The organism is Streptomyces sp. PA03-6a, assembly GCF_033792765.1.
GTDB lineage: Bacteria > Actinomycetota > Actinomycetes > Streptomycetales > Streptomycetaceae > Actinacidiphila.
In genome coordinates, this window is record NZ_JARAVK010000054.1 from 17,937 (window position 1) to 44,170 (window position 26,234).

General features: G+C 73.7%; 28 protein-coding genes. 17 read left to right on the forward strand and 11 right to left on the reverse strand.

From position 1 onward, the window contains the following. Together PV350_RS15575 and PV350_RS15580 are read left to right on the forward strand one after the other, a co-directional pair. Positions 1-966, forward strand: a complete 966-nt coding sequence (locus PV350_RS15575) for an acetylxylan esterase (RefSeq protein WP_499515553.1) — start codon at positions 1-3, stop codon at positions 964-966. 137 nt (positions 967-1,103) lie between these two features. Continuing rightward, positions 1,104-2,447, forward strand: coding sequence for a COG1361 family protein (locus tag PV350_RS15580; protein WP_500334364.1), 1,344 nt, complete (start codon positions 1,104-1,106; stop codon positions 2,445-2,447). Between the two features lie 75 nt (positions 2,448-2,522). Here PV350_RS15580 and PV350_RS15585 read toward each other — a convergent pair whose 3' ends face one another. From PV350_RS15585 to paaI, 3 genes are all read right to left on the reverse strand, one after another. Continuing rightward, the gene (locus tag PV350_RS15585) at positions 2,523-3,320 is read right to left on the reverse strand and encodes an ArsR/SmtB family transcription factor (RefSeq protein ID WP_500334366.1); all 798 of its coding nucleotides are present in this window, start codon (positions 3,318-3,320) and stop codon (positions 2,523-2,525) included. A gap of 129 nt (positions 3,321-3,449) precedes the next feature. Beyond that, entirely contained in the window at positions 3,450-4,796 is a 1,347-nt protein-coding gene (gene paaK / locus PV350_RS15590) for a phenylacetate--CoA ligase PaaK (protein WP_500334368.1), read from the reverse strand. Beyond that, a complete protein-coding gene (paaI, locus tag PV350_RS15595) occupies positions 4,793-5,206 on the reverse strand; it encodes a hydroxyphenylacetyl-CoA thioesterase PaaI (RefSeq protein WP_499515557.1) in 414 nt (137 codons plus the stop codon). The genes paaK and paaI overlap by 4 nt, the downstream gene beginning before the upstream one ends. A 108-nt stretch (positions 5,207-5,314) precedes the next feature. Here paaI and PV350_RS15600 point away from each other — a divergent pair, with 108 nt between their 5' ends. The 7 genes from PV350_RS15600 (at position 5,315) to PV350_RS15630 (ending at position 11,425) form a co-directional block, all read left to right on the forward strand. Then, positions 5,315-6,520, forward strand: coding sequence for a thiolase family protein (locus PV350_RS15600; RefSeq protein ID WP_500334370.1), 1,206 nt, complete (start codon positions 5,315-5,317; stop codon positions 6,518-6,520). Positions 6,521-6,630: 110 nt separating this feature from the next. Further along, positions 6,631-7,614 (forward strand): 1,2-phenylacetyl-CoA epoxidase subunit PaaA, encoded by a 984-nt coding sequence (gene paaA, locus PV350_RS15605; protein ID WP_499515559.1) that lies wholly within the window; start codon positions 6,631-6,633, stop codon positions 7,612-7,614. Then, the gene (paaB, locus tag PV350_RS15610; RefSeq protein ID WP_319136252.1) at positions 7,611-7,919 is read left to right on the forward strand and encodes a 1,2-phenylacetyl-CoA epoxidase subunit PaaB; all 309 of its coding nucleotides are present in this window, start codon (positions 7,611-7,613) and stop codon (positions 7,917-7,919) included. The genes paaA and paaB overlap by 4 nt, the downstream gene beginning before the upstream one ends. A gap of 9 nt (positions 7,920-7,928) precedes the next feature. After that, on the forward strand, positions 7,929-8,786 hold the full coding sequence (gene paaC / locus PV350_RS15615) for a 1,2-phenylacetyl-CoA epoxidase subunit PaaC (RefSeq protein WP_500334372.1): 858 nt from the start codon (positions 7,929-7,931) through the stop codon (positions 8,784-8,786). Next, positions 8,783-9,304: a 1,2-phenylacetyl-CoA epoxidase subunit PaaD gene (paaD, locus tag PV350_RS15620; RefSeq protein ID WP_499515562.1), complete on the forward strand. Its 522-nt coding sequence runs from the start codon at positions 8,783-8,785 to the stop codon at positions 9,302-9,304. Before paaC ends, paaD begins: the two co-directional genes overlap by 4 nt. Continuing rightward, positions 9,304-10,413: a 1,2-phenylacetyl-CoA epoxidase subunit PaaE gene (paaE, locus tag PV350_RS15625; protein ID WP_500334374.1), complete on the forward strand. Its 1,110-nt coding sequence runs from the start codon at positions 9,304-9,306 to the stop codon at positions 10,411-10,413. The genes paaD and paaE overlap by 1 nt, the downstream gene beginning before the upstream one ends. 70 nt (positions 10,414-10,483) lie before the next feature. Beyond that, positions 10,484-11,425: an anti-sigma factor RsbA family regulatory protein gene (locus PV350_RS15630; RefSeq protein WP_500334388.1), complete on the forward strand. Its 942-nt coding sequence runs from the start codon at positions 10,484-10,486 to the stop codon at positions 11,423-11,425. 65 nt (positions 11,426-11,490) lie between these two features. Here the strand turns inward: PV350_RS15630 and PV350_RS15635 are convergent, their stop codons facing one another. The 5 genes from PV350_RS15635 to PV350_RS15655 all read right to left on the reverse strand — a co-directional run bounded on the left by PV350_RS15635 (position 11,491) and on the right by PV350_RS15655 (position 15,539). Then, positions 11,491-11,676 carry a CsbD family protein gene (locus tag PV350_RS15635; RefSeq protein ID WP_499515564.1) on the reverse strand — a complete coding sequence of 62 codons (186 nt, stop codon included), beginning with the start codon at positions 11,674-11,676 and terminating at the stop codon, positions 11,491-11,493. After that, complete coding sequence (locus tag PV350_RS15640; protein ID WP_499515565.1) at positions 11,591-12,472, reverse strand: YhjD/YihY/BrkB family envelope integrity protein; 882 nt, start codon at positions 12,470-12,472, stop codon at positions 11,591-11,593. The genes PV350_RS15635 and PV350_RS15640 overlap by 86 nt, the downstream gene beginning before the upstream one ends. A 167-nt stretch (positions 12,473-12,639) precedes the next feature. Next, positions 12,640-13,788 (reverse strand): iron-containing redox enzyme family protein, encoded by a 1,149-nt coding sequence (locus tag PV350_RS15645; RefSeq protein WP_499515566.1) that lies wholly within the window; start codon positions 13,786-13,788, stop codon positions 12,640-12,642. Next, a complete protein-coding gene (locus PV350_RS15650; RefSeq protein ID WP_499515567.1) occupies positions 13,745-15,001 on the reverse strand; it encodes a carboxylate-amine ligase in 1,257 nt (418 codons plus the stop codon). The genes PV350_RS15645 and PV350_RS15650 overlap by 44 nt, the downstream gene beginning before the upstream one ends. Positions 15,002-15,077: 76 nt before the next feature. Next, positions 15,078-15,539 (reverse strand): SRPBCC family protein, encoded by a 462-nt coding sequence (locus PV350_RS15655; RefSeq protein ID WP_499515568.1) that lies wholly within the window; start codon positions 15,537-15,539, stop codon positions 15,078-15,080. A gap of 139 nt (positions 15,540-15,678) precedes the next feature. Between PV350_RS15655 and PV350_RS15660 the strand changes: the two genes are divergently transcribed. From PV350_RS15660 to fxsA, 8 genes are all read left to right on the forward strand, one after another. Then, complete coding sequence (locus tag PV350_RS15660) at positions 15,679-16,335, forward strand: HemK2/MTQ2 family protein methyltransferase (protein WP_499515569.1); 657 nt, start codon at positions 15,679-15,681, stop codon at positions 16,333-16,335. Next, the gene (locus tag PV350_RS15665) at positions 16,316-16,597 is read left to right on the forward strand and encodes a CDGSH iron-sulfur domain-containing protein (RefSeq protein WP_500334377.1); all 282 of its coding nucleotides are present in this window, start codon (positions 16,316-16,318) and stop codon (positions 16,595-16,597) included. Before PV350_RS15660 ends, PV350_RS15665 begins: the two co-directional genes overlap by 20 nt. A gap of 682 nt (positions 16,598-17,279) precedes the next feature. Further along, positions 17,280-17,474 carry a hypothetical protein gene (locus PV350_RS15670; RefSeq protein WP_500334379.1) on the forward strand — a complete coding sequence of 65 codons (195 nt, stop codon included), beginning with the start codon at positions 17,280-17,282 and terminating at the stop codon, positions 17,472-17,474. Positions 17,475-17,829: 355 nt separating this feature from the next. Next, on the forward strand, positions 17,830-18,270 hold the full coding sequence (locus PV350_RS15675) for an Lrp/AsnC family transcriptional regulator (protein WP_361803599.1): 441 nt from the start codon (positions 17,830-17,832) through the stop codon (positions 18,268-18,270). 96 nt (positions 18,271-18,366) lie between these two features. Beyond that, positions 18,367-20,025: an amidohydrolase gene (locus PV350_RS15680; RefSeq protein ID WP_500334381.1), complete on the forward strand. Its 1,659-nt coding sequence runs from the start codon at positions 18,367-18,369 to the stop codon at positions 20,023-20,025. Positions 20,026-20,559: 534 nt separating this feature from the next. Next, entirely contained in the window at positions 20,560-22,218 is a 1,659-nt protein-coding gene (gene lnt / locus PV350_RS15685) for an apolipoprotein N-acyltransferase (protein WP_500334383.1), read from the forward strand. Next, on the forward strand, positions 22,215-23,009 hold the full coding sequence (locus PV350_RS15690; RefSeq protein WP_499515574.1) for a polyprenol monophosphomannose synthase: 795 nt from the start codon (positions 22,215-22,217) through the stop codon (positions 23,007-23,009). The genes lnt and PV350_RS15690 overlap by 4 nt, the downstream gene beginning before the upstream one ends. A gap of 43 nt (positions 23,010-23,052) precedes the next feature. Continuing rightward, positions 23,053-23,694 (forward strand): FxsA family membrane protein, encoded by a 642-nt coding sequence (fxsA, locus tag PV350_RS15695; protein WP_499515575.1) that lies wholly within the window; start codon positions 23,053-23,055, stop codon positions 23,692-23,694. 63 nt (positions 23,695-23,757) lie between these two features. On the opposite strand, the gene PV350_RS15700 is transcribed toward fxsA, so the two are convergent. The 3 genes from PV350_RS15700 to PV350_RS15710 form a co-directional block, all read right to left on the reverse strand. Beyond that, a complete protein-coding gene (locus PV350_RS15700; RefSeq protein ID WP_499515576.1) occupies positions 23,758-24,132 on the reverse strand; it encodes an RNA polymerase-binding protein RbpA in 375 nt (124 codons plus the stop codon). Between the two features lie 256 nt (positions 24,133-24,388). Beyond that, complete coding sequence (locus PV350_RS15705; RefSeq protein ID WP_500334390.1) at positions 24,389-25,753, reverse strand: MFS transporter; 1,365 nt, start codon at positions 25,751-25,753, stop codon at positions 24,389-24,391. A gap of 243 nt (positions 25,754-25,996) precedes the next feature. Further along, the coding region (locus PV350_RS15710) for a GVDTG sorting domain-containing protein (protein WP_500334385.1) at positions 25,997-26,234 on the reverse strand (238 nt) is incomplete at its 5' end.

Genomic DNA, 26,234 nt, shown 5'->3' on the forward strand with positions numbered 1-26,234 from the left:
TTGTTCACCGATCTCCCCGAGGCCGAACTGCGGGACCACCGCAGCACCCAGACCGCGCCCGCCGACTTCGACGACTTCTGGAGCACGACGCTCGCCGAGTCGCGCGCCGCCGGGACCGCGGCCGTCACCGTCACCCCCGCGCCCGGGCCGCGGCTGCACACGGTGCGCGTCTTCGACGTCACCTTCCCCGGCTACGGCGGTGAGCCGGTGCGGGCCTGGCTGCGGCTGCCGCACGGTGCCGAGGGACCGCTGCCCGCGGTCGTCCAGTACGTCGGCTACGGCGGCGGCCGGGGCCACGCCCTGGACAACCTGCTGTGGGCGTCGGCGGGTTTCGCCCACCTCCACATGGACACCCGTGGCCAGGGATCGGGCTGGAGCCGCGGCGACACCCCCGACTCCGGCACCACGGGCCCGCAGGCCCCCGGGATGATGACCCGTGGCATCGACGACCCCCGCACGTACTACTACCGCCGCCTGTTCACGGACGCCGTCCGCGCCGTGGACGCGGTCCGCACGCTGCCCTCGGTGGACCCCGGCCGGATCGCCGTCCTCGGCGCGAGCCAGGGCGGCGGCACCGCGCTCGCCGTGGCCGCCCTCGCCCCGGAGGTCCACGCCCTGGTGGCGCACGTGCCGTTCCTGTGCGACTTCCCCCGGGCCACGGTGATCACGGACGCGGACCCGTACCGTGAGATCGGCCGCTACCTCGCCGTGCACCGCGGCAACGCCGAGCGGGCCATGCGCACCCTGTCCTACTTCGACGGCGTCAACTTCGCCGCCCGCGCCCGGGTCCCGGCCCGCTTCTCCGCGGCCCTGATGGACGAGATCACGCCGCCCTCCACGGTCTTCGCCGCGTACAACGCGTACGCGGGACCCAAGGAGATCGCCGTCTGGCCCTGGAACGGGCACGAGGGCGGCGCCGTCGACGACGACGAGGAGGCACTGGCCTTCCTGCGTGCGCGCCTCTGAGGGCGACGTGAAGTGCGACCTCATCATGCGGAGTTGAGGTGGAAGACCGTACAACCTTCGCTCTTCCTTGATCGTCGTAGGGGTGCACCGGAGACCCCGGTGCACCACTGATGTGGCCACACCCTTGGGGAAGAGTCATGCGATCTGACTCCGTCGGGCGCTCGCTGCGCCGTGGAGCCTCTGCCGTCGCGGCGGCCGGCCTGTTCGTGGCCGGTCTCGCCGTGCCCGCGCACGCCGCCGCCGCCGAGACCGACCAGCTGTGGATCAACGCACCGTCCGAACTGCCGCTGCCCCTCGGCACGGGCGGCGGAGAACCGCAGACGCGCACGCTCGACATCGGCATCTACCACGACAACGACAACTTCACGGTCACCGACGGCGAGGTCACCGTGGACGTCTCCGGGGTCGCGGGCGTCGCGGAGGTGACCTGGCCGGAGAACTGCACGCCCAGCGGCACGATCGCCGTCTGCCACGTGCCCGAGGTGCCCGTGATCGGCGGCGACTACAGCAGGCAGATCCACCTCTCGGTACGCGCGGCGGACGGTGCGGCGGGCGGGGTGTCCGGCCGGATCACCTACGAGGCGACCGCCGTCGGCGGCCCCGACGGCACCCTCACCGCCCCGCGGGGCGATTCCGACACCATGCTCACCGTCTCCTCCGGCCCGGACCTGTCGCTCGCGGAGATCGCCCCGGTCCAGCACGCCGCCCCCGGCGCCACGGTGCGGCTCCCGTTCGGGCTGACCAACAACGGCAACGAGAGCGCGCAGGGCTTCACGCTGAAGTTCATGGCCTCCTACGGCATCCAGAAGCTGACCAAGTACAAGCGCTGCACCTACACGACGTCGAACGACGGCGAGTACGCGCCGATGACCTTCGCGACGTGCACCTTCGACCGGGTGCTGGCGCCGGGGGACTCATTCCGGCTGCCCAAGAAGCTCAAGGCGGTGCTCGCCCCGTACGCGATGAACGAGCGGCTCGACATCAGCGTCGAGCCCGGCGGGGGCGCCGAGGACCTCGAGAGCCGTGACAACTACACGGTGGTCGGCGTCAGCGCCGACAACACCGCGGACTTCGCGGTGACCGGCGACGCGGTCACCGGTGCGGCGGGCGAGACGGTGACGGCCCGGCTCACGTTCCGCAACAACGGCCCGGCCTGGCTCGGCAACCTCGGCTCCGGCGACCCCGTCGCGAAGGTCCGGCTGATCGTCCCCGCGGGCACCAAGGTCACCGGCGTCCCGTCCGGCTGTGACCCGCACACGCTCTCCGGCGGCTACTACCCGCAGGAGACGGGGGCGCCGCGCTACGACTGCGCCCTGCCGTACTGGGTGCTGGAGAACACCGAGCGCTCGTACGACTTCTCGCTGCGGATCGACACCGCGGTGCCCGGCACGACCGGTGCGGTGAGCATCCACCCGGAGTTCGGCGAGTTCCCGTACGACCCGGACGCCACCAACAACACGGCGGTCCTGGCGGTCAACTGACCTGACCCGCCCCGGCACGTGGTGCAGGAGGCTCCCGCACCATGTGCCGGGGCGGGGCGGGGCGGGGCGGGGCGGTCAGCGGCCTTGCGGCCCGGGCAGCGGCTCGCCCGTCTCCAGCAGCGTCTTCAGGCCCGACACGAGGGCGGGCCAGCCCTGGGAGACCATGCCCAGCACCCCGCTGTCCGGGTCGTGGGCCTCGTGGACGACGGTCAGCCTGACCGTCTCCCCGAGCGGTTCGATCTCGAACGTCACCTGGGAGCGGCGATCCCCGGCCAGCCGGGCGCGGACCTCCTCGCTCACCCCCGCGTTCCGAGCCCACTGAGGGGTGAAGGTGTGCCAGGTGTAGGAGAGCCGGCGCGGCGGATCGGACTCCAGCACGACCTGGGCGGGATCGGCGGTGCGGGCGCCGCCCTCCTCCCAGACCATGGCCGAGCCGGCCGCCCAGTCGGTCTCGAAGGCGACGCCCCAGTAGCGGCGCGTGAACGCCGGGTCGGTCAGCGCCTGCCAGAGGCGCTCGGGCGTGGTGCGGACGTAGGTCGTGTAGACGAATGCGGACTCGCTCATGGGTGGCTGCTCCAATGCCCTCTGGAGGTCGGCGAGCGCCCGCGCGCGCTCGCGGTCGTACCGGTCGATCCATCGTTCGGCGACGGCGTTGATCGGTGCGGCGTTGAGGTAGTGCAGCTTCTCCCGGCCCCGCCGGACCGTGGTGACCAGCCGGGCCTCCTCCAGTACGGCCAGGTGCTTGCTGACCGACTGGCGGGCCATGTCCAGCCCCGCGCACAGCTCGCGCAGGGTCTGCCCGTTGCGTGCGTTGAGGCTGTCCAGCAGCCGCCGGCGGCTGGCGTCGGCCAGCGCCTTGAAGACCTCGTCCATCCCGCTTCCCCGCCGCCGGAAACGCAGCCGTCCGGCTGCCTGTCGAACATAGGCAGCCGGACGGCTGCATGTCAACGCGATACAGCCGAGGGGGTGTGGGTGTGGGTGTGAGGGTGTGGGGGCGCGCCGCTACCCGGCCCGCAGGTCCCGTACGCGGCGGATCTTGCCGACGGACCGCTCGACGGTGTCGGGGTCGACGACCGTCACCTCGACGCTGACGCCCACGCCGTCCTTGACGCCCGCCGCGATGGAGCGTGCCGCCTCCTCGCGCGACACGGCCCCGGCGTCGGGGCGCGCCTCGACGACGACCTCCATGTGGTCCATGCGGCCGCGCTTGGTGAGCCGGATCTGGAAGTGCGGGGCCACACCGGGCGTGCGCAGCACGATCTCCTCGATCTGGCTGGGGAAGACGTTCACCCCGCGCAGGATGATCATGTCGTCGGAGCGGCCGGTGATCTTCTGGATGCGGCGGAAGGCGGGGCGCGCGGTGCCGGGCAGCAGCCGGGTCAGGTCACGGGTGCGGTAACGGATGATCGGCAGCGCCTCCTTGGTGAGGGAGGTGAAGACCAGCTCGCCCTCCTCGCCCTCCGGCACCGGCTCGCCCGTGATCGGGTCCACCACCTCGGGGTAGAAGTGGTCCTCCCACACGTGCAGGCCGTCCTTGGTCTCCACGCACTCCTGGGCGACGCCCGGGCCGATCACCTCGGACAGGCCGTAGATGTCGACGGCGTGGATGTCCATGCGCTCCTCGATCTCCCGGCGCATCTCCTCCGTCCACGGCTCCGCGCCGAAGATGCCGATCCGCAGCGAGGTGCCGCGCGGGTCGACGCCCTGGCGCTCGAACTCGTCCAGCAGGGTCAGCATGTACGACGGGGTGACCATGATGATCTCGGGCTGGAAGTCCTGGATGATCTGCACTTGACGGGCCGTCATGCCGCCGGAGGCGGGGATCACCGTGCACCCGGCGCGCTCCGCGCCGTAGTGCGCGCCCAGGCCGCCGGTGAACAGGCCGTAGCCGTAGGAGACGTGCACCTTGTGGCCGGGGCGCCCGCCGGCGGCACGTATGGAACGGGCCACCACGTCGGACCACATGGACAGGTCGTTCTCGGTGTAGCCCACCACGGTCGGCAGGCCGGTCGTGCCACTGGAGGCGTGGACGCGGCGCACCTGGTCCATGGGCACGGCGAACATGCCGAAGGGGTAGTTGTCGCGCAGGTCGGCCTTGGTGGTGAACGGGAAGCGCGCCAGGTCGTCCAGGCCCGCGCAGTCCTCGGGGCGCAGTCCGGCCTCGTCGAACTTCTTCCGGTAGGCCTCGACGTTGTCGTACGCGTGGCGCAGCGTCGCCCGGAGCCGGGTGAGCTGCAGCTCCCGCAGCTCTCCGGGGCCCAGCTTCTCGGCGGCGTCCAGCAAGCCGTCGGGGAGCGGCTCTCCCAGGCGCGCCCCCGCGGTCGCCCGGTCCGTCGGCTCGCTGCTCATCCGTTCTCCTTCGTGCGTCCGATGCTGCGGCTGCGCCCGCGGAACTCCGCCACCACCTGGTCGCCCCGCAGGATGCTCACGTCGTAGATGCCGCTGCGGCCGAAGCGGGTGCGTTCCTGTGCGATGGCGACCAGTTCGTCGCCCTCGTGGACGGGGGCGACGAAGGAGATGTCCGCCCCGGCGGCCACCGTCACCGGGCCGTGGCTGTTGCAGGCGCAGGCGAAGGCGGTGTCGGCGAACAGGAAGAGGTAGCCCCCGTGGGCGATCCCGTGCCCGTTGACCATCGCGGGCGTGACGGCCATGCGCAGCACGGCCGTGCCCTCGCCGGTCTCCAGCAGCTCGATGCCCAGGCTCTGCGACGCCTTGTCGGCGGCGAACATGCTCTCCGCCGGGCCCTTGGTCGCGTCCATGGCATCCCTCACGATCGTCACCACCCTTGTGAACCGACCGAACATTCGGTTAGCGTGCGGCACCCAAGGTAATCCAGCATCCGAACTGCCTGTCAAGAGGTGGAACGCATGTCCCAGCACCTCCCCGCGCTACCCGCAGACGAGGTCTTCCTGATCGACGGCGCGCGCACCCCGCAGGGCCGTTACGGCGGCGCCCTGGCCTCCGTGCGCCCCGACGACCTGGCGGCCCTGGTGGTCGGCGAGGCCGTGAGCCGCGCCGGGATCCCGGCCGGGGCCGTGGACGAGGTGATCCTCGGCGCCGCCAACCAGGCGGGCGAGGACAACCGCGACGTCGCCCGGATGGCCGTGCTGCTGGCCGGCCTGCCGCACACGGTGCCCGGCTACACCGTCAACCGGCTGTGCGCCTCCGGGCTCACCGCCGTCGCCTCGGCGGCGCAGGCGATCCGCTCCGGCGAGGCCGACCTGGTGGTCGCCGGCGGTGTGGAGTCCATGACCCGTGCCCCCTGGGTGATGGCCAAGCCCGGCACCCCGTGGGCCAAGCCCGGCGAGGTGTACGACACCTCCCTGGGCTGGCGCTTCACCAACCCGCGCTTCACCGCCGAGGACACGCTGTCCATGGGGGAGACCGCGGAGGAGGTCGCCGCCCTGGACGGGATCAGCCGCGCCGACTCCGACGCCTTCGCGCTGCGCAGCCACCGGCGGGCCGTCGCGGCCCAGGAGGCCGGCCGTTTCGACCGCGAGATCGTGCCGGTCGCCGTCAGGGACGGCGAGGTCACCCGTGACGAGGGCCCGCGTCCCTCCACCACCCTGGAGAAGCTCGGGACCCTGCGCACCATCTTCCGCAAGGACGGCATCGTGACCGCCGGCTCCTCCTCGCCGCTCTCCGACGGCGCCGCGGCTCTCGTGGTCGCCGGCCGCGCGGCCGTCGAGCGGTACGGCCTCACGCCCCGCGCCAGGATCGTCACCTCCGCCACCGCCGGGGTCGAGCCCCACCTCATGGGCCTCGGTCCCGTCCCGGCGACGGAGAAGGCGCTCGCCCGCGCCGGATGGCAGACCGGCGACCTGGACGCCGTCGAACTCAACGAGGCCTTCGCCGCCCAGGCCCTCGCGGTCGTCCGCCGTCTGAAGCTGGACGAGGAGCGGGTCAACGCCGACGGCGGCGCGATCGCGCTCGGCCACCCGCTGGGCTGCTCGGGCGCCCGCATCCTGCTCACCCTCCTCGGCCGCCTGGAGCGCGAGGGTGGCCGCCGCGGCCTCGCCACCCTCTGCGTGGGCGTCGGTCAGGGTGTGGCGATGCTGGTGGAGCGGGTGTGAGCGCAGGCTTCGGCGGACCGCGGGCGACCGTCGTCCACAGGGCTTGCCGGGTGCGGCAAAGTTCGTCAGACTGTAACCGAACGAATGGTCGGTAGGGGAAGCTGGTATCGATGACCACACCGAACGCCACCGTGCCGCCGGAGGGCGCGCAGGCGCCGCTCCAGGAGCACTTCGACGCCACGATCGCGCGGGACCAGCGCATCGAGCCGCGGGACTGGATGCCCGACGGCTACCGCAGGACGCTGATCCGGCAGATCGCGCAGCACGCGCACTCGGAGATCATCGGCATGCAGCCCGAGGGCGAGTGGATCACCCGTGCCCCGTCGTTGCGCCGCAAGGCCATCCTGTTCGCGAAGGTCCAGGACGAGGCCGGCCACGGGCTGTACCTCTACTCGGCCGCCGAGACCCTGGGCATCGACCGCGCGGAGCTCACGCAGCGTCTGATCGAGGGCCGTCAGAAGTACTCCTCGATCTTCAACTACCCGACCCTCAGCTTCGCCGACGTCGGCGTCATCGGCTGGTTCGTCGACGGCGCGGCGATCTGCAACCAGGTGCCGCTGTGCCGCTCCTCCTACGGGCCGTACGCCCGCGCCATGGTGCGCATCTGCAAGGAGGAGTCCTTCCACCAGCGGCAGGGCTACGAGCTGCTGATGACGATGATGCGCGGCACGCAGGCCCAGCGGGAGATGGTGCAGGACGCGGTGGACCGCTGGTGGTGGCCGTCGCTGATGATGTTCGGGCCGCCCGACGGCGACTCGCCCAACTCGGCCGCGTCGATGGCCTGGAAGATCAAGCGCCACAGCAACGACGAGCTGCGCCGGCGGTTCGTCGACATGACCGTCCCGCAGGCCGACAAGCTCGGCGTGACCCTGCCCGACCCGGAGCTGCGCTGGAACGAGGAGCGCGGCCGGCACGACTTCGGCACCCCCGACTGGTCGGAGCTGCAGCGCGTCATCAGCGGCGACGGGCCGTGCAACGCCGAGCGGATGGAACGCCGCCGCTCCGCACACGAGGAAGGCGCCTGGGTGCGCGAGGCCGCGACCGCCCACGCCGCCAAGCAGGCGGCCCGGGCAGAGGAAGGAGCCGTGGCATGAGCACCACCGGCGACAGCACGACCCGGGCCGAGTGGCCCCTGTACGAGGTGTTCGTCCGCGGCAAGCGCGGCCTGAACCACGTCCACGTCGGCTCCCTGCACGCGGCCGACGACCGCATGGCCCTCACCCACGCCCGCGACCTGTACACGCGGCGCAACGAGGGCGTGAGCATCTGGGTGGTGCGCTCGGAGCACATCGCCGCGTCCACGCGGGACGAGAAGGACCCCTTCTTCACGCCCAGCGCAGACAAGGTCTACCGGCACCCCACCTTCTACGACATCCCCGAAGACGTCCCCCACATCTAGGAGCAGGGCATGAGCGACGAGCACGTCTACCTGTCCCTGGCCGAGGGGCACGAGGACAGCGACGCCCGCTGGGCCTTCGGCACCGGCTTCGAGGACCCGCTGCACGGCGTCGACACCGCCGTGCCCGAGGGTGTGGACGCCGCGGAGCTGGCCGCCCACTGCCTGGCGCTGGGCGACGACGCCCTGGTGGGCGCCCAGCGCCTGGCCGAGTGGTGCACCCGCGCGCCGGAGCTGGAGGAGGAGGTGGCGCTCGCCAACATCGGGCTCGACCTGCTCGGCCAGGCCCGTCTGCTCTACTCCCGCGCCGGTCAGGTGGACGGCACCGGTCGCGACGAGGACGCCTACGCGTACCTGCGGGACGCCGCCGACTTCCGCAACGTCCGCCTGGCCGAACTTCCCTGCGGGGACTTCGCGTTCTCCATGGCCCGGCTGCTCGTCACGTCCTGCTGGCGGCTCGCCGTCTTCGAGCGGCTCGCCCGCTCCGCGCAGGACCCGGTGCTCGCCGCCGTCGCCGCCAAGGGCGTCAACGAGCTGACCTACCACCGGCAGTACGCCGCCGAGTGGGTGGTACGGCTCGGCGACGGCACCGAGGAGTCGCACCGCCGCATGCGGGCCGGCCTGGAACAGGTCGCCCCCTACCTGGAGGAACTGTTCACGGCCGGCGCCACGTGCGGGGCCGACCCGGCCGGTGTGCGGGACGAGGTGACCGCCGCGCTGCGCCAGGTCACCGGGGCCGCCGGGCTGCCTCCGGTCCAGGCCGATCCCCTGCCCGGCCACGGCCGTGAGGGCGACCGCACCGAACACCTCGCCCCGCTGCTCGCGGAGTTGCAGGGCATCGCCCGCGCACACCCCGGAGCGGTCTGGTGAGCGCCGTGACCGTGCTCACCGACGCGCACCGGGCGGCCCGCGTCGCCGCCGAGGTGCCGGACCCCGAGCTGCCCATGCTGACCCTGGCCGATCTCGGCGTCCTGCGTGACGTCGAGGTCACCGGGGACGGCACGGTCGTGGCCGCCCTCACCCCCACCTACTCGGGCTGCCCGGCCATGGCGGAGATGCGCGCCGACGTGGCCGCCCGGCTGCGCGCCGCGGGCTTCGACCGGGTCGAGATCCGCACCGTCCTGGACCCGCCGTGGACGACCGACTGGATCACCCCCGAGGGCCGCCGCAAGCTCGCCGAGCACGGCATCGCACCCCCCGGTCCCGCACCCCGGCGCGCCACCGGGCCGGTGCCGCTGGTGCTCACCGCCACCCGGCGCGACGTCGCCTGCCCCCGCTGCGGCTCGGCGGACACCGAGGAGACCTCGCGCTTCGCCGCCACCTCCTGCAAGGCCCTGTGGCGCTGCCGTGCCTGCCTGGAGCCGTTCGAGTACGTCAAGGAGATCTGATGGCCCCGACCATCCCCGCCCCGCAGGCGCCGGCCCCGCGCGTCCGCCGCCGCCCGGCCTTCCACGCCCTGCGGGTCGCCGCGGTCGAGCCGCTCTGCGAGGACGCCGCCGCCGTCAGCTTCGACATACCGCAGGAGCTGGCCGGGGAGTTCGCCTTCGCCCCCGGTCAGTCCCTCACGCTGCGCCGCGAGGTCGACGGCCGGGACGAGCGACGCTCGTACTCCATCTGCTCGCCCGCCGGCGCCACCCCCCGCATCGGGGTGCGCGTGGTGCCCGGCGGCCTGTTCTCGTCGTGGCTGGTGCACGAGGTACGTCCGGGCGACACCGTCGAGGTCATGGGCCCCACCGGCGCCTTCACCCCCGACCTCAGCGCGTCCGGGCACCATGTACTCATCGCCGCGGGCTCCGGCATCACCCCGATGCTCTCCATCGCCGAGTCCGTCCTCGCCGCCGATCTCGGGTCCCGGGTCACGCTCTTCTACGGCAACCGGCGCACCGACACCGTGATGTTCGCCGACGAGCTCGCCGAGCTGAAGGACCTGCACCCCGCCCGGTTCCAGCTCGCCCACGTGCTCTCGCGGGAGCCGCGCGAGGCCGAGGTGCTCTCCGGCCGCCTCGACGCCGGACGGCTCGCCACCCTCGTCGAGGGCCTCGTCGACGTCCCGAACGCCGACCACTGGTGGCTGTGCGGCCCGCACGGCATGGTCGTCGACGCCCAGCAGGTCCTCGCCGGCCTCGGCGTGCCCGGGGACCGGGTGCACCAGGAGCTGTTCTACGCGGACGACGAGCCCGTGACCCCGGTGCACCACGAGGACGCCGTGGCCGAGGGCCCGGTCAGCCAGGTCACCATCGTCCTCGACGGCCGTACGACCACGGCCGCGCTGCCGCGTGACCGCAGCGTCCTCGACGGCGCCCAGCGCACCCGGCCCGATCTGCCCTTCGCCTGCAAGGGCGGCGTCTGCGGTACCTGCCGCGCGCTCGTCACCGACGGCAAGGCCGAGATGCGCCGCAACTTCGCCCTCGAGGCGTCCGAGGTCGACGCGGGCTACGTGCTGACCTGCCAGAGCTACCCGGAGTCCGACAACCTGACGGTCGACTACGACAGCTGACGCCTCGTCGGCGCCCCCCACCCCCCGGAACCGGTTGGTAAGGTCGGCCCGGGGGTGGGAGGTGGACGACGTGCTGAGCGAGGTCGGCGAGGTCTCCGACGCCGGGCCGTTCGTGCACCCCGCGCTGTTCTACCGGAACGCACGGGAGTACACGGCCGCCACGGTGCCTTTCCTGCTGGACGGGATGGCCGCCGGGGAGCCGGTCGCCGTGGCCGTTCCCCCACCCCGTCTCGCCCAGTTGCGCGCCGCGTTGGGCCCGCGCGGCGCCGAGGTGCACTGGGTCGACATGGAGCGGGCCGGGCGCAATCCCGGTCGCATCATCCCCGGCGTGCTGCGGGCCTTCGCCGACACCCGGCCCACCGGACGGGTACGGATCATCGGGGAGCCCGTCTGGCCCGGGCGGAGCGCCCTGGAGTACCCGGCGTGCGCCCAGCACGAGGCACTGATCAACATGGCGTTCGCCGGACGCCCCGTGACGATCCTGTGCCCCTACGACGCCGCCCGGCTGGACGCCGCGGTGCTGGCGGAGGCCCGCGCCACGCATCCCGTGGTGGTCGACGGCGACCGCGAGGAACGCAGCGCGCACTACGCACCGCGCCGGGTGATCGCCGCGCACAACCGGCTGCCGCAACCCCCGCCCGGCGCCCTCGCCTTCGGCTTCGCGGAGCCGCAACTCGCCGACGCCCGGCACGCCGCGACGGCCGAGGCACGCCGACTGGGCCTGGGCGGCGAGCGGCTCGCCGAGTTCTCCCTCGCCGCCGGCGAACTGATCACGAACAGCGTGCTGCACGGCGGCGGGTCGGGCGTCGTCCGCGTCTGGGCGGGGGACGGCCACGTGGTGTGCGAGGTGCACGACCGCGGACGGCTGACCGACCCGCTCGCCGGCCGCCACCCCGCGTCACGGGACCGGCCCCACGGCAGGGGCCTGTTGGTGGTCCACCGCATCGCCGACCTGGTGCGCCAGCGCACCGCAGGCGACGGCACCACCATCCGCTTCTACCTGCGAGGCTGACCGCCCGCGCGGGACCGGCGGGCGCGCATGCCCGCCGGTCCCGCGGTCCGTGGTCACCAGAGCGGTCAGCGGCCGAAGACGTCCTTGCCCACGTCCTTGCCCTTCTCCACGGCCTGCTTGGCGTCGCTGCCGACTTGATCCTTCTTCCCCTTCATGCGCAGGCTCTCATTGCCGGTCACCTTGCCCGTGGCCTCCTCCGCTTTGCCCTTCATCTTCTGGCCGGTGTGCTTGACCTTCTTCTCGGCACCCATGGGGTTCTCCTTCCAGGGCTCGATCAGCGCTCCCCTCCGCCTGCCCGGAAGGTCCTGAATAAAACCATTTGCTCGGATTCTGCAGATGGCGGCCCAGCAAGGCGCCCCCGAACACCACGAAACCCACCCCGATCAGCCAGCACTGCACGATCAGCACCGTGCCGACGGCCCCGTACGAGACGGCGTTGGTCACGATCAGCGGGGCGAACACGAAGGAGGAGAAGACCCGCAGCCCGATGAGGCCGACCATCGTCGCGACGGCCCCGGGCGCCAGCGCTGCCCACGGCACCTGCCCGGCCAGCAGGAAGTACTGCCCCCACCAGAAGAAGGCGAAGCCCAGCACGACGGCCGTGCCGCCGCGGAACACCGTGTCCGGCCACCCGCCGCCCAGCACCACCCCGCTCTGCGCCTCCGCGAACAGGTACGCGGTCAGCGCCGCCAGCCACACCGCCCGCCGCCACACGTGGTGCCACGGAGTGGGCGGCACCTGCCAGATCCGGGTGTAGCCGACCTCGACGCACGCTGCGAAGGAGAGCCCGAAGAGCGCCAGCGCCAGCAGGCTCAGACCGCTCGTGGAGCTGATCACCTTGCGTGGCGCGGCGAACAGCTCCCGCACGGCCTCCGCGGGCCGAGCCGACAGGCCCATGCCGTCCACGACCCACTGGGCGAAGCCGTTGCCGTGGAAGGGCAGAGCCGCGGCGACCACGATCAGCAGCGGGACCAGCGTCACCAGACCGAGTGCCGCGAACCCCATGGAGCGCTGCAGCAGCTCCAGTTCGCCCCCCTGGTGCCACATGCGGCCCGCCCGTGAGTCCCGCCACGACCGGTATGGATGCCGGAGCCACCGGGCCGCCCCACCTGCCATCGTGGGGGCCTCAGCGCACGGGGGCGCGGCCCGCCGCGAGGCGTGCCGTCTCCACCCGGGTCCCCAGGGGTTCTGAGCCCATGGCTCGTCCTCCTTGCTCAGGCCTGCTCGGCGGGCGGGACGCCGCTGCGGCTCGCTGCCCCGGCCTCATGAGGTGCACCTTCCCCGTACGACCCGGACGAACCGGACGGCACGGCGGGCCCCGGCGCGGCGCGCAGCGAGGTGCGCCCGGCGCGCCACGCGCCCAGCAGGTGCTCCTCCAGGCGCCGCTCCACCAGCGCCATGGCGCGGATCCCCAGGACGACGTCGGCGGTGAGGAGCGGTTCGCGGGCCAGCAGGTCGCCGATGACGTCGCGACGCAGCACCTGCTCGTGCACTGCGTCGGCCTCGACGTGCTCCTCGTAGAAGTGCCGGCAGGCGGCACCGCCGCCGAGCCGGTCGATCGCCTCCACCGTCCGGCGGGCGGACGGCGGGGTGGAGATCTCGGCGGCCGCGAAGTGCCCCACGAGCGCCCCGCGCAGTTCCCGGCGCAGGCCCAGCCAGGAGATCAGGTTCACCGTGGCGAGGGTGACGGCCGGTACGGCGTCCACGTAGTGGCCGTAGGAGGCGTCCAACCCGGCGTCCCGGAGCAGGTCGGCGTAGAGCCTCGCGTGCACGCGCTCTGCGCGCCCGCTCCCGAACTCGTCGTACTCGACGGCCACCAGAGCGGCCTTCGCCCGGCCGGTGAGCCTCGGGATGACCCATGCGTGCGGATCGGCCTCCTTCAGCTGGTAGACCGACCGGTGCACGAAGTACTCCCGCAACTGCTCCCAGGTGCTCTCGTCGCGGAGGAAGTGCGACACACCGCGCCCGTCGCGCGGCTCGCGCAGCAGGCCCTCCAGTTCCCGGTCGAGGGCCGCGCGGGCCGCGGCGCCGCCCGGGGTGGCCGGCAGCTCGGCGCGGAGGGCCGCCCCGAAGGAGCCCTCCATGGCGCCGCGCAGCGCGAGCAGCCCCGGATCCCACTCCCAGCCGGGGTGCACCCCGGCGAAACCCCGGTAGTGGAGTTCGTAGCAGACGTGCAGCGCGAGCTGTACGTCCTCGCCGTACGGATCGGCGGCCTCGACCGCCCCGGTGGGCACCGGAAGGGCGGTACCCGGCGGCCCCTGGGTGAGGGCGCCGAGCACGGCCCGGGAGAGGGGGCCGCGCGGTGCGGGTGGCGTGGGCTCAGCGGTCCGGGGACCGGTCGAGAGGTCGGAGACCGCGTCCATCGGGTCCTCCGTGGGTCGGTGCGTGGACGTCGTCGGCGTACGGGCGTCCGCTGGTGCCCCTGCCCGCTGACGCCGGGGGCATGCGGCCGTCCGTCGCCGTCTGCTCGACCAGCATGTCCACGGCGGCGCGGGGGCCGCCCGCCGCCGCGGCCCGCCGCTGCCGGTCGGCGCCGCTCCCGGTCCGGGCGAGGGCGGCCGTGGCCTCGCGGACGAAGGCCAGGTCGCCGGTGTCCTCCAGCGCGGGCGCGACGCGCCGGAGCAGCTCGTCACGCAGCGCCGTGGCGGGCACGCGGGTCTCCCGGACGGGATGGATCCCCGGGCCCGACATGCCGTAGCGGGCCGCCGACCAGAGCGCGGCCGCGGCGAGCTGAGCCGTCATGCGCGGGGCCGGGACGCCCCTGGAGAGGTCGTCGAGCGCCGTGCGCACGAGCGCCCGCGTGAGCGCGGCCTGCAACGCCGTCTCCCATGTCGCGCCCAGTGCGTCCGCGGCCCGGACCTCCACCGTGGGCAGCCGCGGCGAGGGCCTGGCCAGCCAGAACGTCATGGCGTGGTCCACCAGCACCCCGCAGGCCACCAGCCGGTCGACCTCGGCGTCGTGCTCCGCCGCCGACGCGAACCACGGCGGGATCCCGGAACCGGGGAACCGCGCCTGGTCCAGCACACGCCAGCTGGCGTAACCGGAGTCGCGGCCCCGGTCGTAGGGCGAGTTGGCCGACAGCGCCAGCAGCGTCGGCAGCCACGGCCGCAGGTGGTTGAGGACCGCGACGGCGGTCTCCCGGTCCGGTACGCCCACGTGGACGTGGCATCCGCAGGCCCGGTAGCCGGTCGCCTGGCTCTCGTAGATGCCGGCGATCGCGGCGTAACGCTCGCCCGCACTGATCCCGGAGGGGCCGTCCAGTACGGGCGTTCCCGAAGAGACCAGCCGCGTGCCCTCGGCGGCGGCGGCATCGGCCAGCAGGCGGCGCGTGGCCGCCAGCTGGCCGGTCAGCTCGGGCAGGCGCGTGGCCACCCCGGTGGCCGACTCGATCTGCGCGGCCGACAGCTCGTGCTGCAGCGCGACGTCCGGGGCGGGCGGCGGCACGCACGAGGCCCGGGCGATGACGGCGGCGGCGCCGTCGACCAGCCGTCCGGTCCGCGGGTCGACCAGCAGGAACTCCTCCTCGACCCCGAAGGTCAGGCCACCCGTCGGCGCCCGGTCGTCCACATCGCCCATGCACCCCCCTTACCCCGCCCGCACCGCGCCGGACCCGGCCGGCCGCACGCGGAGGCCTCAGGGGCGGGCACAGGGGTCATCCGCCCGGGGCGACACGACCGCGCCACGCGCCCGTCTCGCTGCCCCGTTCCTCGATGAAGTGCTTGAAGCGCCGCAGGTCGCCCCGGGCCCGCCGGTCCACGACGCCGAGCGCGTCGGCGGCCTTCTCCGCGAGGCCGGAGGTCTGGAGCTCCATGGCCAGGTTGACCCGGGTGTGCGAGGCGTCCAGCTCCTGGAACGTCACGACGCCGCGCTGCCTGACGTCCCCGGTGACGGTGCGCCACGCGACCCGCTCGTCCGGCAGCTGGTCGATGATCTCCGTGTCGAATTCCCGGCGGGCACCGGCGACGTTCGTCACCCAGTGGTTGTGCCGGTCGTCGACCTGCGTCACCTGTTCCACGCCCTCCATGAAGTTCGGGAACTCCTCGAACTGCGTCCACTGGTTGTACGCGGTGTGCAGCGGGACGTCGACGTCGACGGATTCGCTGATCGTGCCCATGGGTCCTCTCCTTCCGAGGAATCCTCTTCCGAGGAATCGTCGGAAGGTCGGCTTCCCGGTGCGGATGTGCCTAATCGTCCCGATCCGGCGGTAGGCCGGGTCCGATGTTTGGTGCGGTGCCCTCGGGTAGCGGAGTGAGATGTGGCTTTTGTGTCCACCCGGCGTGTACCGGCCCCAGGACGACACCTCCCTGCTCGGCGAGGCCCTCCGCCGCGAGAGGCTGGCCGACGGCGCCGAGGTGCTGGACCTCGGCACCGGATCCGGCGTCCTCGCACTCGCCGCGGCATCCCGGGGCGCGGCCCGCGTCACCGCGGTGGACGCCTCCGCACGGGCGGTGTGCGCCGCCCGGCTCAACGCGCGTCTGAACGGCCTGCGGGTACGGGTGCTGCGCGGCGACCTCACGGCACCGGTCGCGGGGAGCCGCTTCGACCTGATCGTCACCAATCCCCCGTACGTGCCGTCGCCGCACGCCCACCACGCCCGCCGGGGGCTGTCCCTGGCCCGCAACGCGGGACCCGACGGGCGGGCGCTGCTCGACCGCGTCTGCGTGGAGGCCCCGCCCCTGCTGCTCCCCGGCGGCGCCCTGCTGCTCGTCCAGTCCGGGCTCAGCGGCGTGGAGCGCACGCTGCAGCGGCTCGGCGGCGCCGGGCTGCGGCCCGCCGTCACCGAGCACCGGCGCATCCCCTTCGGGCCGCTGCTGCGGCGCCGCGCGGCATGGCTGGCGGCACAGGGGCTCATCGAGCCCGGCGAGGAGAAGGAAGAGCTGGTGGTGATCCGTGCCGAACGCGCGCCATGACCCCTTCGACGACGCCGCCGACGGCCCCGCACCCACCCGCGTGACCCTGACCGCGGACGGCCCGATCCTCATCGAGGGCCCCGTGGAGGTCGTCCTCGACGACGGCCGCACCGTCCGCTCCGACCGTTTCGTCGTGGCCGTGTGCGCCTGCCGTCGCAGCGAGCGCTACCCCTGGTGCGACACCAGCCACCGCCGCGGCCCCCCACGGCCGGCCCGGCGCGGGAGTTCCCCCTGGGGTGATCGTGCGATGCCCACAGGGTGAGCCCGACGGGGTCGGGGTCGCTTCCGCGTCCGGTGGCCGGCCGGACGAGCGGTCCGTGGCCGACCAGCTGGCTCCCACCGTCGCGCGGCTGCGCGCCGCACCCGGCCGGGCCGCAGCTGGCCGAGCGGGCCAAGGGTGTGCTGATGGGACGCCTCGGGCCGGGCCCCGGTGCCGCCCAGGAGGAACCGGAGCGGCCCGCGGGCCGGGCCGGTCACACCGTGCTGGAGGAGGCGTGGGCGCTGCTCGGCCACATCCACACCTCCCGCGTGCCGCGACCCCCGCCGTCGCGGCCGCCGGCACCGGCCCCCGAGGCCGACGTCCCCCCGCCGGCGCCCGACGGCGATCTCCGCTCCGTCTTCACCTCGTCCCCGTACACCCCGGCACCACCGCCCCCCTGCCGCGCCCGCAGGGGATCGGCGGCGTCCTCACCGCCGCCGGCACCGCCGAGGAACTCACCTGGCTGCTCGTCGCGGACTCGACCTGGTCGCCCACACCGGCATCGACGCGGGCACCGCGTCCGCCTGGGGACACCTGCCGCCGTTGCCGCAACCGGCACCGGTGGAGGCGGTCCGCCTGGGCCGGCCGGTGTGGCTCAGCGGCCTCGCCGAGCACGGCGCCGACCGCGCCCTCCTCTGCGACCGCCCCGGCACGTGGGTCTCCCGTGCGTGGCTGCCGCTGCGGCGTGGCGAGGACGTCGTGGGCTTGGCCGGGTTCCTCCGCCGACGCCCCGACGACTTCGGCACCGCCGACCGCGCCCGTCGCCGAGCGCGTCGCCACGGAGGACTGCACCACGGTCGCCGCCGTCCTCACGCACGCCCTGGGCCCCGCGAACCTGCGCGACGACGCGTGCCCGCTCTGCGTCCGCATCTGCGCCTGACCGGGACTCGCCACGCGGATGGCCAGCAGGGCGGAGAGCCGTCCGGCCCTGGCAAGGGCGCGGCCGCTCGACGGCGGTGACGCCTGGCGGTCGCGCCGGTCGCCGGCTCGTGTCGAGGAGCGCAGCCTCGTGGCGCCGCAGGCCACGGCGCGGGCACGGGAGACCGCGAGGACGGGGTCCCGCCGGGCGGCCGGGCACGGGCGGCCCGAAGCGGTCCGCAGGCCGGGACCCCGGCGCCGCCGCCGTGCTCACCCCGGCACCGGCACGTCGGCCCCGCGTTGCCGCTCGGGCCCGGTCGTCGGGACGGGGCGGCCGGATACCGTCGGCGTCCGGGGACCCTGTAGGTTCTTGCGCTGTGGAGGAGCTGGACCGGCAGATCGTGGAACTTCTCGTGGCCGACGGGCGCATGAGCTACACCGACCTGGGCAAGGCCACCGGCCTGTCCACGTCCGCGGTGCACCAGCGCGTACGGCGCCTGGAGCAGCGCGGGGTGATCCGCGGCTACGCGGCGATCGTGGACCCGGAGTCGGTGGGGCTGTCGCTGACGGCGTTCATCTCGGTGAAGCCCTTCGACCCGAGCGCACCCGACGACATCGCCGACCGGCTCGCGGAGGTCCCCGAGATCGAGGCGTGCCACAGCGTCGCTGGGGAGGAGAACTACATCCTCAAGGTCCGGGTGGCGACCCCGATCGAGCTGGAGCACCTGCTCGCGAAGATCCGCACCCTGGCCGGGGTCTCCACCCGCACCACCGTGGTCCTCTCCACGCCGTACGAGGCGCGCCCACCGCGCGTCTGAGGGCCCCACGGCCCCCTGACCCACCGCACCATCCCGTCCCCTCGCCCCCACCGGGGCCCGGGCGGGCCCCAACATCACATCGCGAGGCGAAACCCAGTGCCGCACACCACGAACGAGCCGACCACCAGCGGATCCGGCGCGAGCCGCACCGTGCTGCTGCGCGGCGGCAACGTCTACAGCCCTGCCGACCCCTTCGCGACGGCCATGGTCGTCGACGGCGGCACGGTCGCCTGGCTCGGCTCGGAGGGCGCCGCGGAGTCCTTCGCCGCGGGCGTCGACGAGGTGATCGACCTCGCCGGTGCGCTGGTCACCCCCGCGTTCACCGACGCCCATGTGCACACCACCGCCACCGGCCTGGCGCTGACCGGCCTCGACCTGGCCCCCGCCCGCGACCTGGCCGACGCCCTCGCCAGGGTCGCCGCGTACGCGCAGGCCAACCCCGGCCACCGGGTGCTGCTCGGCCACGGCTGGGACGAGAGCCGCTGGCCGGGGCAGCGCCCGCCGACCCGCGCGGAACTCGACGCGGCGACCGGCGGCCGTCCCCTGTACCTGACCCGCGCCGACGTCCACTCGGCGGTCGTCACCACCGCCCTGCTGGCGCTGGTCCCCGATGTCGGGACGATGGCCGGCCACCACCCCGACGGGCCGCTCACCCGCGACGCCCACCACGCGGTCCGGCGCGCGGCCTACGCCGCCGTGACGCCCGCGCAGCGTGCCGCCGCGCAGCGCGCCGCACTCGCCCACGCCGCCTCGCTCGGCATCAGCGCCGTCCACGAGTGCGCGGGCCCGGAGATCTCCTCCGAGGACGACCTCACCGCGCTGCTGCGGCTGGCCGCGGCCGAGCCCGGGCCGCGCGTGTACGGCTACTGGGCCGAGGCCGTGACCGGCGCCGAGGGCCTGGAGCGGATCCGGGACCTGGGCGCCGTCGGCGCGGGCGGTGACCTCTTCGTGGACGGCTCCATCGGCTCCCGCACCGCCTGCCTGCACGCCCCGTACACGGACGCCCCCGCCGTCGGCGGCACCGCCTACCTGGACGCGGCGGCGATCGCCGACCACGTGGCCCTGTGCACCGAGGCGGGGGTGCAGGCGGGTTTCCACGCGATCGGTGACGCCGCCGTGGCCGCCGTCGCGGAGGGGATCCGCGAGGCCGCCCGCCGGGTGGGCCTGGACCGGGTGCGCGCGCTGCGGCACCGCGTCGAGCACGCCGAGATGATGACCGAGGACACCGTCGCCGCCTTCGCGGAGCTGGGCCTGGTCGCCTCCGTGCAGCCCGCCTTCGACGCCGCCTGGGGTGGTGAGGAGGGCATGTACGCCCAACGGCTCGGCGCCGAGCGGGCCCGCACCCTCAACCCGTACGCCGCCATGACCCGGGCCGGGGTGCCCCTGGCCCTCGGTTCCGACAGCCCGGTCACGCCGCTCGACCCCTGGGGCACGGTGCGCGCCGCCGCCTTCCACCGGACCCTCGAGCACCGCATCTCCGTCCGCGGCGCGTTCAACGCGCACACCCGCGGCGGCTGGCGCGCCGTGGGCCGCGACGACGCGGGCGTCCTCGTGCCCGGCGCACCCGCGGACTACGTGGTGTGGCAGGCCGGTGACCTCGTGGTCCAGGCCCCCGACGAGCGGGTCGCCAACTGGTCCACCGACCCGCGCTCCGGCACCCCCGGTCTGCCCGAACTCACCCCCGGGCTGCCGTTGCCGACGGCACTGCGCACGGTGGTCGGCGGCCGTACGGTCTTCGCACGGCCGAACGAGTGACGGGTCAACGGCCGATGCCCCCGAACGGTTCTCCGTCGGGATGGCGTGGAACTTTCCCCGGCCTCGCGTTGACCTGCTGATTTGGTCAATCCGCGCAGGTCAAACGGCTGTTGACAGGCGACGGTCGGGGGCGAGTAGGTTCGGCCGGGTCCACCACCGGACGTCCGACCGGATCTCCGTGCGCCGACGGCCGCAGCTGGGCCACGGGGCGTCGCGCCGTACGGCGTGCGCCACTGGCAGCCAGGTCCAGCGCTCGCGGCACGGAACGCGGTCCGCCTCATCGAGAGGCTCCGCCCGGTCGGCAGGTGTGACCCGGGAGGGGCCCGGACGCCCAGTAGACAACGGCCTTGTCGCCGATCCGCAGCCAGCGGGTCCCAGGTCGGCCCGAAGGGCGTTCCGGGCCCCGAGCAGTTCACGCCCCTCCCGCGCCGCGCACCTGCCGCGGGAGGCTTTGCCCGCCCGGGGTCCGCGGACAGGGCCGTTGGAGGTACGGTCACTCTCACACAGTGACCACCTGCAGGAAGGCCGCGTACCTTGCGACCGCGCTCCGACGCCGCACCGGCCCCCGCCGCGCCGCCGGCGACGTCCGTAGAACCGCCGCCGCCCCCCGCTCCGGCACCCGGCCGCATCGCCCGCACGGCGCGCGCCGTGCGGGCGAACGCGCGGCGGTCGGCGCTCGCCGCGCTGTGCGGCCTGGCCCTGGCGGCCGCGTTCCCCCCGTACGGGGTGTGGCCGCTGTCGGTCGCGGCCGTGGCCGGCCTGGCGCTGCTGACCCGGGGCCGTACCGCCCGCCAGGGCGCGTGGCTGGGCTTCGCCTTCGGACTGCCGTTCTTCGTATGGCTCCTGGTGTGGCTGCGGGTGATCGGCTGGGACGCGGTCGTGGGCCTGTCCGTCATCGAGGCCGCCTTCGTCGCCGTGCTCGGCGCGGGTCTGGCGGTCACCTCGCGGCTGCGCGCCTGGCCGTTGTGGGGCGCCTGCCTGTGGGTGGCGGAGGAACTCGCCAGGGACCGGCTGCCGTTCGACGGCTTCCCGTGGGGCAGGCTGGCCTTCGCGAACACCGCCACCCCCTTCACCCCGCTCGCCGCGCTCGGCGGCGCGCCGCTGGTGACCTTCGCCGTCGCGCTGTGCGGTTCGCTGCTGGCCGGGGCCGCGGTCGCCGTGTGGCGGCTGCGCAGGGGCCCGGTCGTCTTCGGTCCGCGGCGCTTCGTGCCCGCCGCGACGGCGGCGGTGCTGGCGGTGGCCACCTTCGCCGCCGGGTACGCGGTGCCGGTGCCCACCGCGGCCGACGACACCGTCCGGGTGGCCATCGTGCAGGGCAACGTCCAGCAGCCGGGCATGCACTTCCTGGGCCGGCCCCTGAAGATCCTCAACAACCACGTCGAGGCGACCCTGAAGCTCGCCGAGGACGTCAAGGCGGGCCGTGCGCCCAAGCCCGATCTGGTGATCTGGCCGGAGAACTCCTCCGACATGGACCCGTTCTCCGAGCCCCAGGCCTACGCCCTGATCACCAAGGCGGTCCGCGCCGTCGGCGTGCCCGTCCTCGTCGGCGCCCTGGTCGACGGCCCGGACGCGGACCACGTCCAGAACGAGGGCATCGTCTGGGACCCGGAGAGCGGTCCCGGCGACCACTACACCAAGCAGCACCCGGTGCCCTTCGGCGAGTACGTGCCCTTCCGCGAGCAGCTCACCAAGGTCATCAAGCGGCTCGACCAGGTCCCGCGCGACTTCTACCCGGGCAAGGGCAGCGGCGTCCTGCAGATCGGCCCGGCGAAGCTCGGCGACGTCATCTGCTTCGAGGTGGCGTACGACGGGATCGTCCACGACACCGTCACCGCGGGCGCCCGCGCCCTGGTCATCCAGACCAACAACGCCACCTACGGCCGCACCGGCCAGCCCGAGCAGCAACTGGCGATGTCCCGGCTGCGCGCCGTCGAGCACGGCCGCGCCGTGGTCACGGCGGCGACGAGCGGCATCACCGCCGTCGTCGCCCCCGACGGGCGGATCGAGCAGCAGACCGAGGAGTTCACGCAGACCGTGCTCAGCGCCCGGCTGCCGCTCCGCGACGATCTGACCGTCGCCGACCGCGTCGGCTCCGCTCCCGAATGGACCCTCGCTATGGTGGGCCTGCTGTCCTGGGCCGCGGCGATCATGCTGGGCAGGCGAGGACGTACCGAGACGGAGGAACAGCAGTGAGCGATGGCGGTGGGGTCACCCGTGGCGCAGCCCAGGGGAGGGCCTTCGGGCCGCTCGGCTCGGTTCTCGTGATCATCCCGACGTACAACGAGGCCGACAACCTCAAGCCGGTCGTCGCCCGGGTCCGCTCGGCCGTGCCCGAGGCGCACGTCCTCGTCGCCGACGACAACAGCCCCGACGGCACCGGCAAGCTCGCCGACGAGCTGGCCGCCTCCGACGACCACGTCCACGTGCTGCACCGCAAGGGCAAGGAGGGGCTGGGCGCCGCCTACCTGGCCGGCTTCCGCTGGGGCATCGAGCACGAGTACGGCGTGCTCGTGGAGATGGACGCCGACGGCTCGCACCAGCCCGAGGAACTGCCGCGTCTGCTGACCGCGCTCAAGGGCGCCGACGTGGTGCTCGGCTCCCGCTGGATCCCCGGCGGCCGGGTGGTCAACTGGCCGAAGTCCCGCGAGTTCCTGTCGCGCGGCGGCAGCACCTACTCGCGGCTGCTCCTCGACGTGCCGCTGCGCGACGTGACGGGGGGCTACCGGGCGTTCCGCAAGGAGACGCTGCTGGGCCTGGGCATGGAGGAGGTGGCCTCCCAGGGCTACTGCTTCCAGGTCGACCTCGCCTGGCGCGCGGTGAAGTCCGGCTTCCATGTCGTCGAGGTCCCCATCACGTTCGTGGAGCGGGAACGCGGCGACAGCAAGATGAGCCGGGAGATCGTCGCCGAGGCGCTGTGGCGGGTCACCGCCTGGGGCGTCGGCTCCCGTGTGAAGCGGCTGACGTCCGGGCGGCGCCGCGGCTGACCGGCCCTCCGGACTCCGGCGGGGAGCAGGCACAATGGTGCGTATGACGATCAGCTCCCCGCCGCCGGCCGGTCCGCGGCAACCGGGCGGTGACGGGCGTCCGCGGCGGCGTTCGCGCGCCGGGACGTGGATACCGCTCGGTGTGGCCGCCTACGCGCTGCTGGAGATCTGGCTGCTCATCCTCGTGGCCGGGGCCGCCGGCGGGCTCACGGTCCTCGTGCTGCTCGTGGCGGGCTTCGTGTGCGGGGCGCTGGCCGTACGGCACGCCGGGCGCAGCGCCTGGCGGGCGCTGAACGAGGCGATGCGCTCCGGAGGGCCGGAGCGGGACCGGGAGGAGCCGAAGGGCTCCGGCGCCGGGAACGGCGGCAGCGGCGCGGCGCCGATCATGATCGGCGGCCTGCTGCTGATGGTGCCCGGGCTGATCTCGGACGTGGCGGGGTTGTTCTTCCTCTTCCCGCCGACCCGCTCCCTGCTGACGAGGGCGGGCGCGCGCGCTCTGGACCGCCGGGCGTCCGCCGCCCGGGAGCGGGGCGCGGGCCCGGGCTCGCTGGGTGATCTCTTCGCCCAGGCGCGCGCCGCCGAGGAGCAGATGCGCATCCACCGCCCCGACGGCAAGGTGATCCAGGGAGAGGTCGTCGACCACGGCCCCGAGCAGGACGACGAAAACCCCGGGCCGCGGCACTGAGGCCGCGCTCGCCCGGGGCGCACGTCTGATGGGGCCCGCCCCTCACGGGCCCAGTTCCTTCGGTCAGGCGGTCTTGCGGTGGTCACGCGGATGTACCGCGATGTTCATGGCGCCGGAGCGCAGGACGGCCAGCCGTTCGGCCAGGACTTCCTCCAGCTCCTCGACCGTGCGCCGCTCCATGAGCATGTCCCAGTGCGTACGCGCGGGCTTGCTCGTCTTCTCCTCCGGGCCCTCTCCGTCGACCAGGAGTGCGATCTGGCCGCAGGCGCGGCACTCCCACTCCGGCGGGATCTCGGCCTCCACCGAGAACGGCATCTCGAATCGATGTCCGTTCCGGCATGCGTACTCAACGGTCTGGCGCGGTGCCAGATCGATGCCGCGGTCGGTCTCGTAGCTTGTCGCCCCGAGTCGCGTGCCGCGGAGAGCTCGCTCACTCATGAATCGTGCCTCCCGGGCTGTGTCGCCCACAGGACAGGTGTCGCTGTCGTCGTCATCCGGTCAACGTCCGGTCGGCGGTGAAGATTCCCGTTCTCGGGAGGTGCGTCGCCCGTCGTGCCGCCCCTTTTTGTACCCATCGACGCCCGTTTTGTCACATCTCGCGAGAGATGTCACCCTGCGTTCTGGTATCTTTAGCGCGCAGTAACGGTCCGTCCGACGGCCAACGGCGTACACTACCGCGCCGCACCCATCCGCACTAAATCGTCTCGGGGACCGGATTGCCCGCGGCCGCCACCGCCCGCCGCATCGGCACCCTGGCCAGCAGCACGAACCCGATGACGATGAACGCCACCAGGGACACGATCGCGTCCCGGTAGCTCCCGGTCAGCTGGTACGTCAGACCGAACAGCAGCGGCCCCAGCCAACTCGTGCCCCGGTCGCTGACCTCGTACACCGAGTAGTACTCGGCTTCCTTCCCGCGCGGGATCAGGTGGGAGAAGAGCGAGCGCGACAGCGCCTGGCTGCCGCCCAGGACCATCCCGATGGCCGCGGCCAGACAGTAGAACGCCACCGGCTCGCCGGCCGGCAGGAAGAAGCCGGCCCCGATCGTCACCGTCCACGCCACCAGCGAGCCCAGCACCGTACGGCGCGCCCCGTACCGCGCCGCGAGCCGGCCCAGCAGCAGGGCGCCGAAGACGGCCAGCACCTGCACCAGGAGGATCGCGCCGATCAGGGCCGTCTCGTCCAGCTCGAGCTCCTCCGAGCCGTAGAGCGAGGCCTGTGAGATCACGGTCTGGATGCCGTCGTTGTAGATGAGGTACGCCAGCAGGAAGGCGAGGGTGAGCGGGTGGCGGCGCATGTCCCGCAACGTGTCGGCGAGTTGACGCCAGCCCTGGCGGAGCGAACCCCCGCCCTTGACCGCCGGCCCGGCCGACCGCCGACCCGGCGCGGTGTCGCGCAGCCGTATCAGCGGGACGAGCGTGAAGGCCGCCCACCACAGGCCGGCCGACGCCAGGCAGATCCGCACCGCCATGCCCTTGGAGACGCCGACCGCGTCGTGCCCGAGGAACAGCGCCAGGTTGGCGACGAGCATCAACGCCCCGGCCGCGTATCCGAACGCCCAGCCTCGCGAGGAGACCGCGTCCCGCTCGTGGGGTTCGGCGATCTCCGGCAGGAAGGCGTTGTAGAGGACCATGGCCGACGCGAACGCCACGTTGGCGACGATCAGGAGTCCGCCGCCGAGGAGGTAGCGGTCCCCGGTCACGAAGAACATCGCCGTCGTCGCCGCGGCGCCGACGTACGCGAAGGTCCCGAGCAGCGCCTTCTTGCGCCCGGTCCGGTCCGCGACGGCCCCGGCGAGCGGCATCACCAGCACGGACAGCAGGACCGAGGCGGAGACCACGTACGCGAAGTACGCCCCGGCGCGGACCGGTATCCCGAGCGGGTGGACGTAGCCGTCCGGGCCCGCGGCGGCCTCCGCGACGTCGGTGAGGTACGGCCCCAGGAAGACCGTGATCACACTGGTGGAGAAGACCGAGTTGGCCCAGTCGTAGAAGTACCAGCCGCGCTGTGCGCGCCGCCGCTCGTGCGCCGGGGCGGCGGTTCCGTCCTGCACCGCCATGTCCTGCGCCTCGCCCGTGGTCACCCGTGGTTCCTGCCGATCCGTGTCGTGCGCCCTGCCGATGTGATCGGTCATGATGCCATCCACGGCCGGGGTGGGGGAGGGGGATCATCCGCCGGATTCCTCCGTTCATCCGGCGGACGCCTCCGGTCCGCCCGACCCGTGCACGGGACTGCCCCCGGGCCGCCGCGTGGGCGGCCCGGGGGCAGAACGGTCAGCCTGTGTCGCGGAGGTCCGTGACGGTCAGGCGCGACCGCCGTTCATGCGCCGGCGACGCAGCATGTAGACGCCGCCACCGGCACCGGCGAGCAGGAGCGAGGCGCCGAGCAGGGTCTCCGGGGTGTTCATGCCCATCGAACCGCCGAAGCCGGTGTCGGGGCCACCGCCGTTGCCGCCGCCGTAACCGCCGCCGCCGCCACGACCGTTGTCGTCGTCGCCGCCCCACCACGACTCGCACCGGTCGTCACCGCCGTAGCCGTGA

Bases quoted from the DNA above. Each gene is read 5' to 3' on its own strand.
- PV350_RS15705 (WP_500334390.1), bottom strand. From the start codon at position 25,753: ATGGCGGTGCAGGACGGAACCGCCGCCCCGGCGCACGAGCGGCGGCGC.
- PV350_RS15650 (WP_499515567.1), bottom strand. From the start codon at position 15,001: ATGGGCGATGTGGACGACCGGGCGCCGACGGGTGGCCTGACCTTCGGG.
- PV350_RS15655 (WP_499515568.1), bottom strand. From the start codon at position 15,539: ATGGGCACGATCAGCGAATCCGTCGACGTCGACGTCCCGCTGCACACC.
- paaI (WP_499515557.1), bottom strand. From the start codon at position 5,206: ATGGACGCGACCAAGGGCCCGGCGGAGAGCATGTTCGCCGCCGACAAG.
- paaC (WP_500334372.1), top strand. From the start codon at position 7,929: ATGAGCGACGAGCACGTCTACCTGTCCCTGGCCGAGGGGCACGAGGAC.
- PV350_RS15580 (WP_500334364.1), top strand. From the start codon at position 1,104: ATGCGATCTGACTCCGTCGGGCGCTCGCTGCGCCGTGGAGCCTCTGCC.
- PV350_RS15635 (WP_499515564.1), bottom strand. From the start codon at position 11,676: ATGGGTGCCGAGAAGAAGGTCAAGCACACCGGCCAGAAGATGAAGGGC.
- PV350_RS15640 (WP_499515565.1), bottom strand. From the start codon at position 12,472: ATGTGGCACCAGGGGGGCGAACTGGAGCTGCTGCAGCGCTCCATGGGG.
- paaB (WP_319136252.1), top strand. From the start codon at position 7,611: ATGAGCACCACCGGCGACAGCACGACCCGGGCCGAGTGGCCCCTGTAC.
- PV350_RS15600 (WP_500334370.1), top strand. From the start codon at position 5,315: ATGTCCCAGCACCTCCCCGCGCTACCCGCAGACGAGGTCTTCCTGATC.
- paaE (WP_500334374.1), top strand. From the start codon at position 9,304: ATGGCCCCGACCATCCCCGCCCCGCAGGCGCCGGCCCCGCGCGTCCGC.
- fxsA (WP_499515575.1), top strand. From the start codon at position 23,053: ATGACGATCAGCTCCCCGCCGCCGGCCGGTCCGCGGCAACCGGGCGGT.
- paaA (WP_499515559.1), top strand. From the start codon at position 6,631: ATGACCACACCGAACGCCACCGTGCCGCCGGAGGGCGCGCAGGCGCCG.
- PV350_RS15645 (WP_499515566.1), bottom strand. From the start codon at position 13,788: ATGGACGCGGTCTCCGACCTCTCGACCGGTCCCCGGACCGCTGAGCCC.
- PV350_RS15660 (WP_499515569.1), top strand. From the start codon at position 15,679: ATGTGGCTTTTGTGTCCACCCGGCGTGTACCGGCCCCAGGACGACACC.
- PV350_RS15700 (WP_499515576.1), bottom strand. From the start codon at position 24,132: ATGAGTGAGCGAGCTCTCCGCGGCACGCGACTCGGGGCGACAAGCTAC.
- paaK (WP_500334368.1), bottom strand. From the start codon at position 4,796: ATGAGCAGCGAGCCGACGGACCGGGCGACCGCGGGGGCGCGCCTGGGA.
- PV350_RS15585 (WP_500334366.1), bottom strand. From the start codon at position 3,320: ATGGACGAGGTCTTCAAGGCGCTGGCCGACGCCAGCCGCCGGCGGCTG.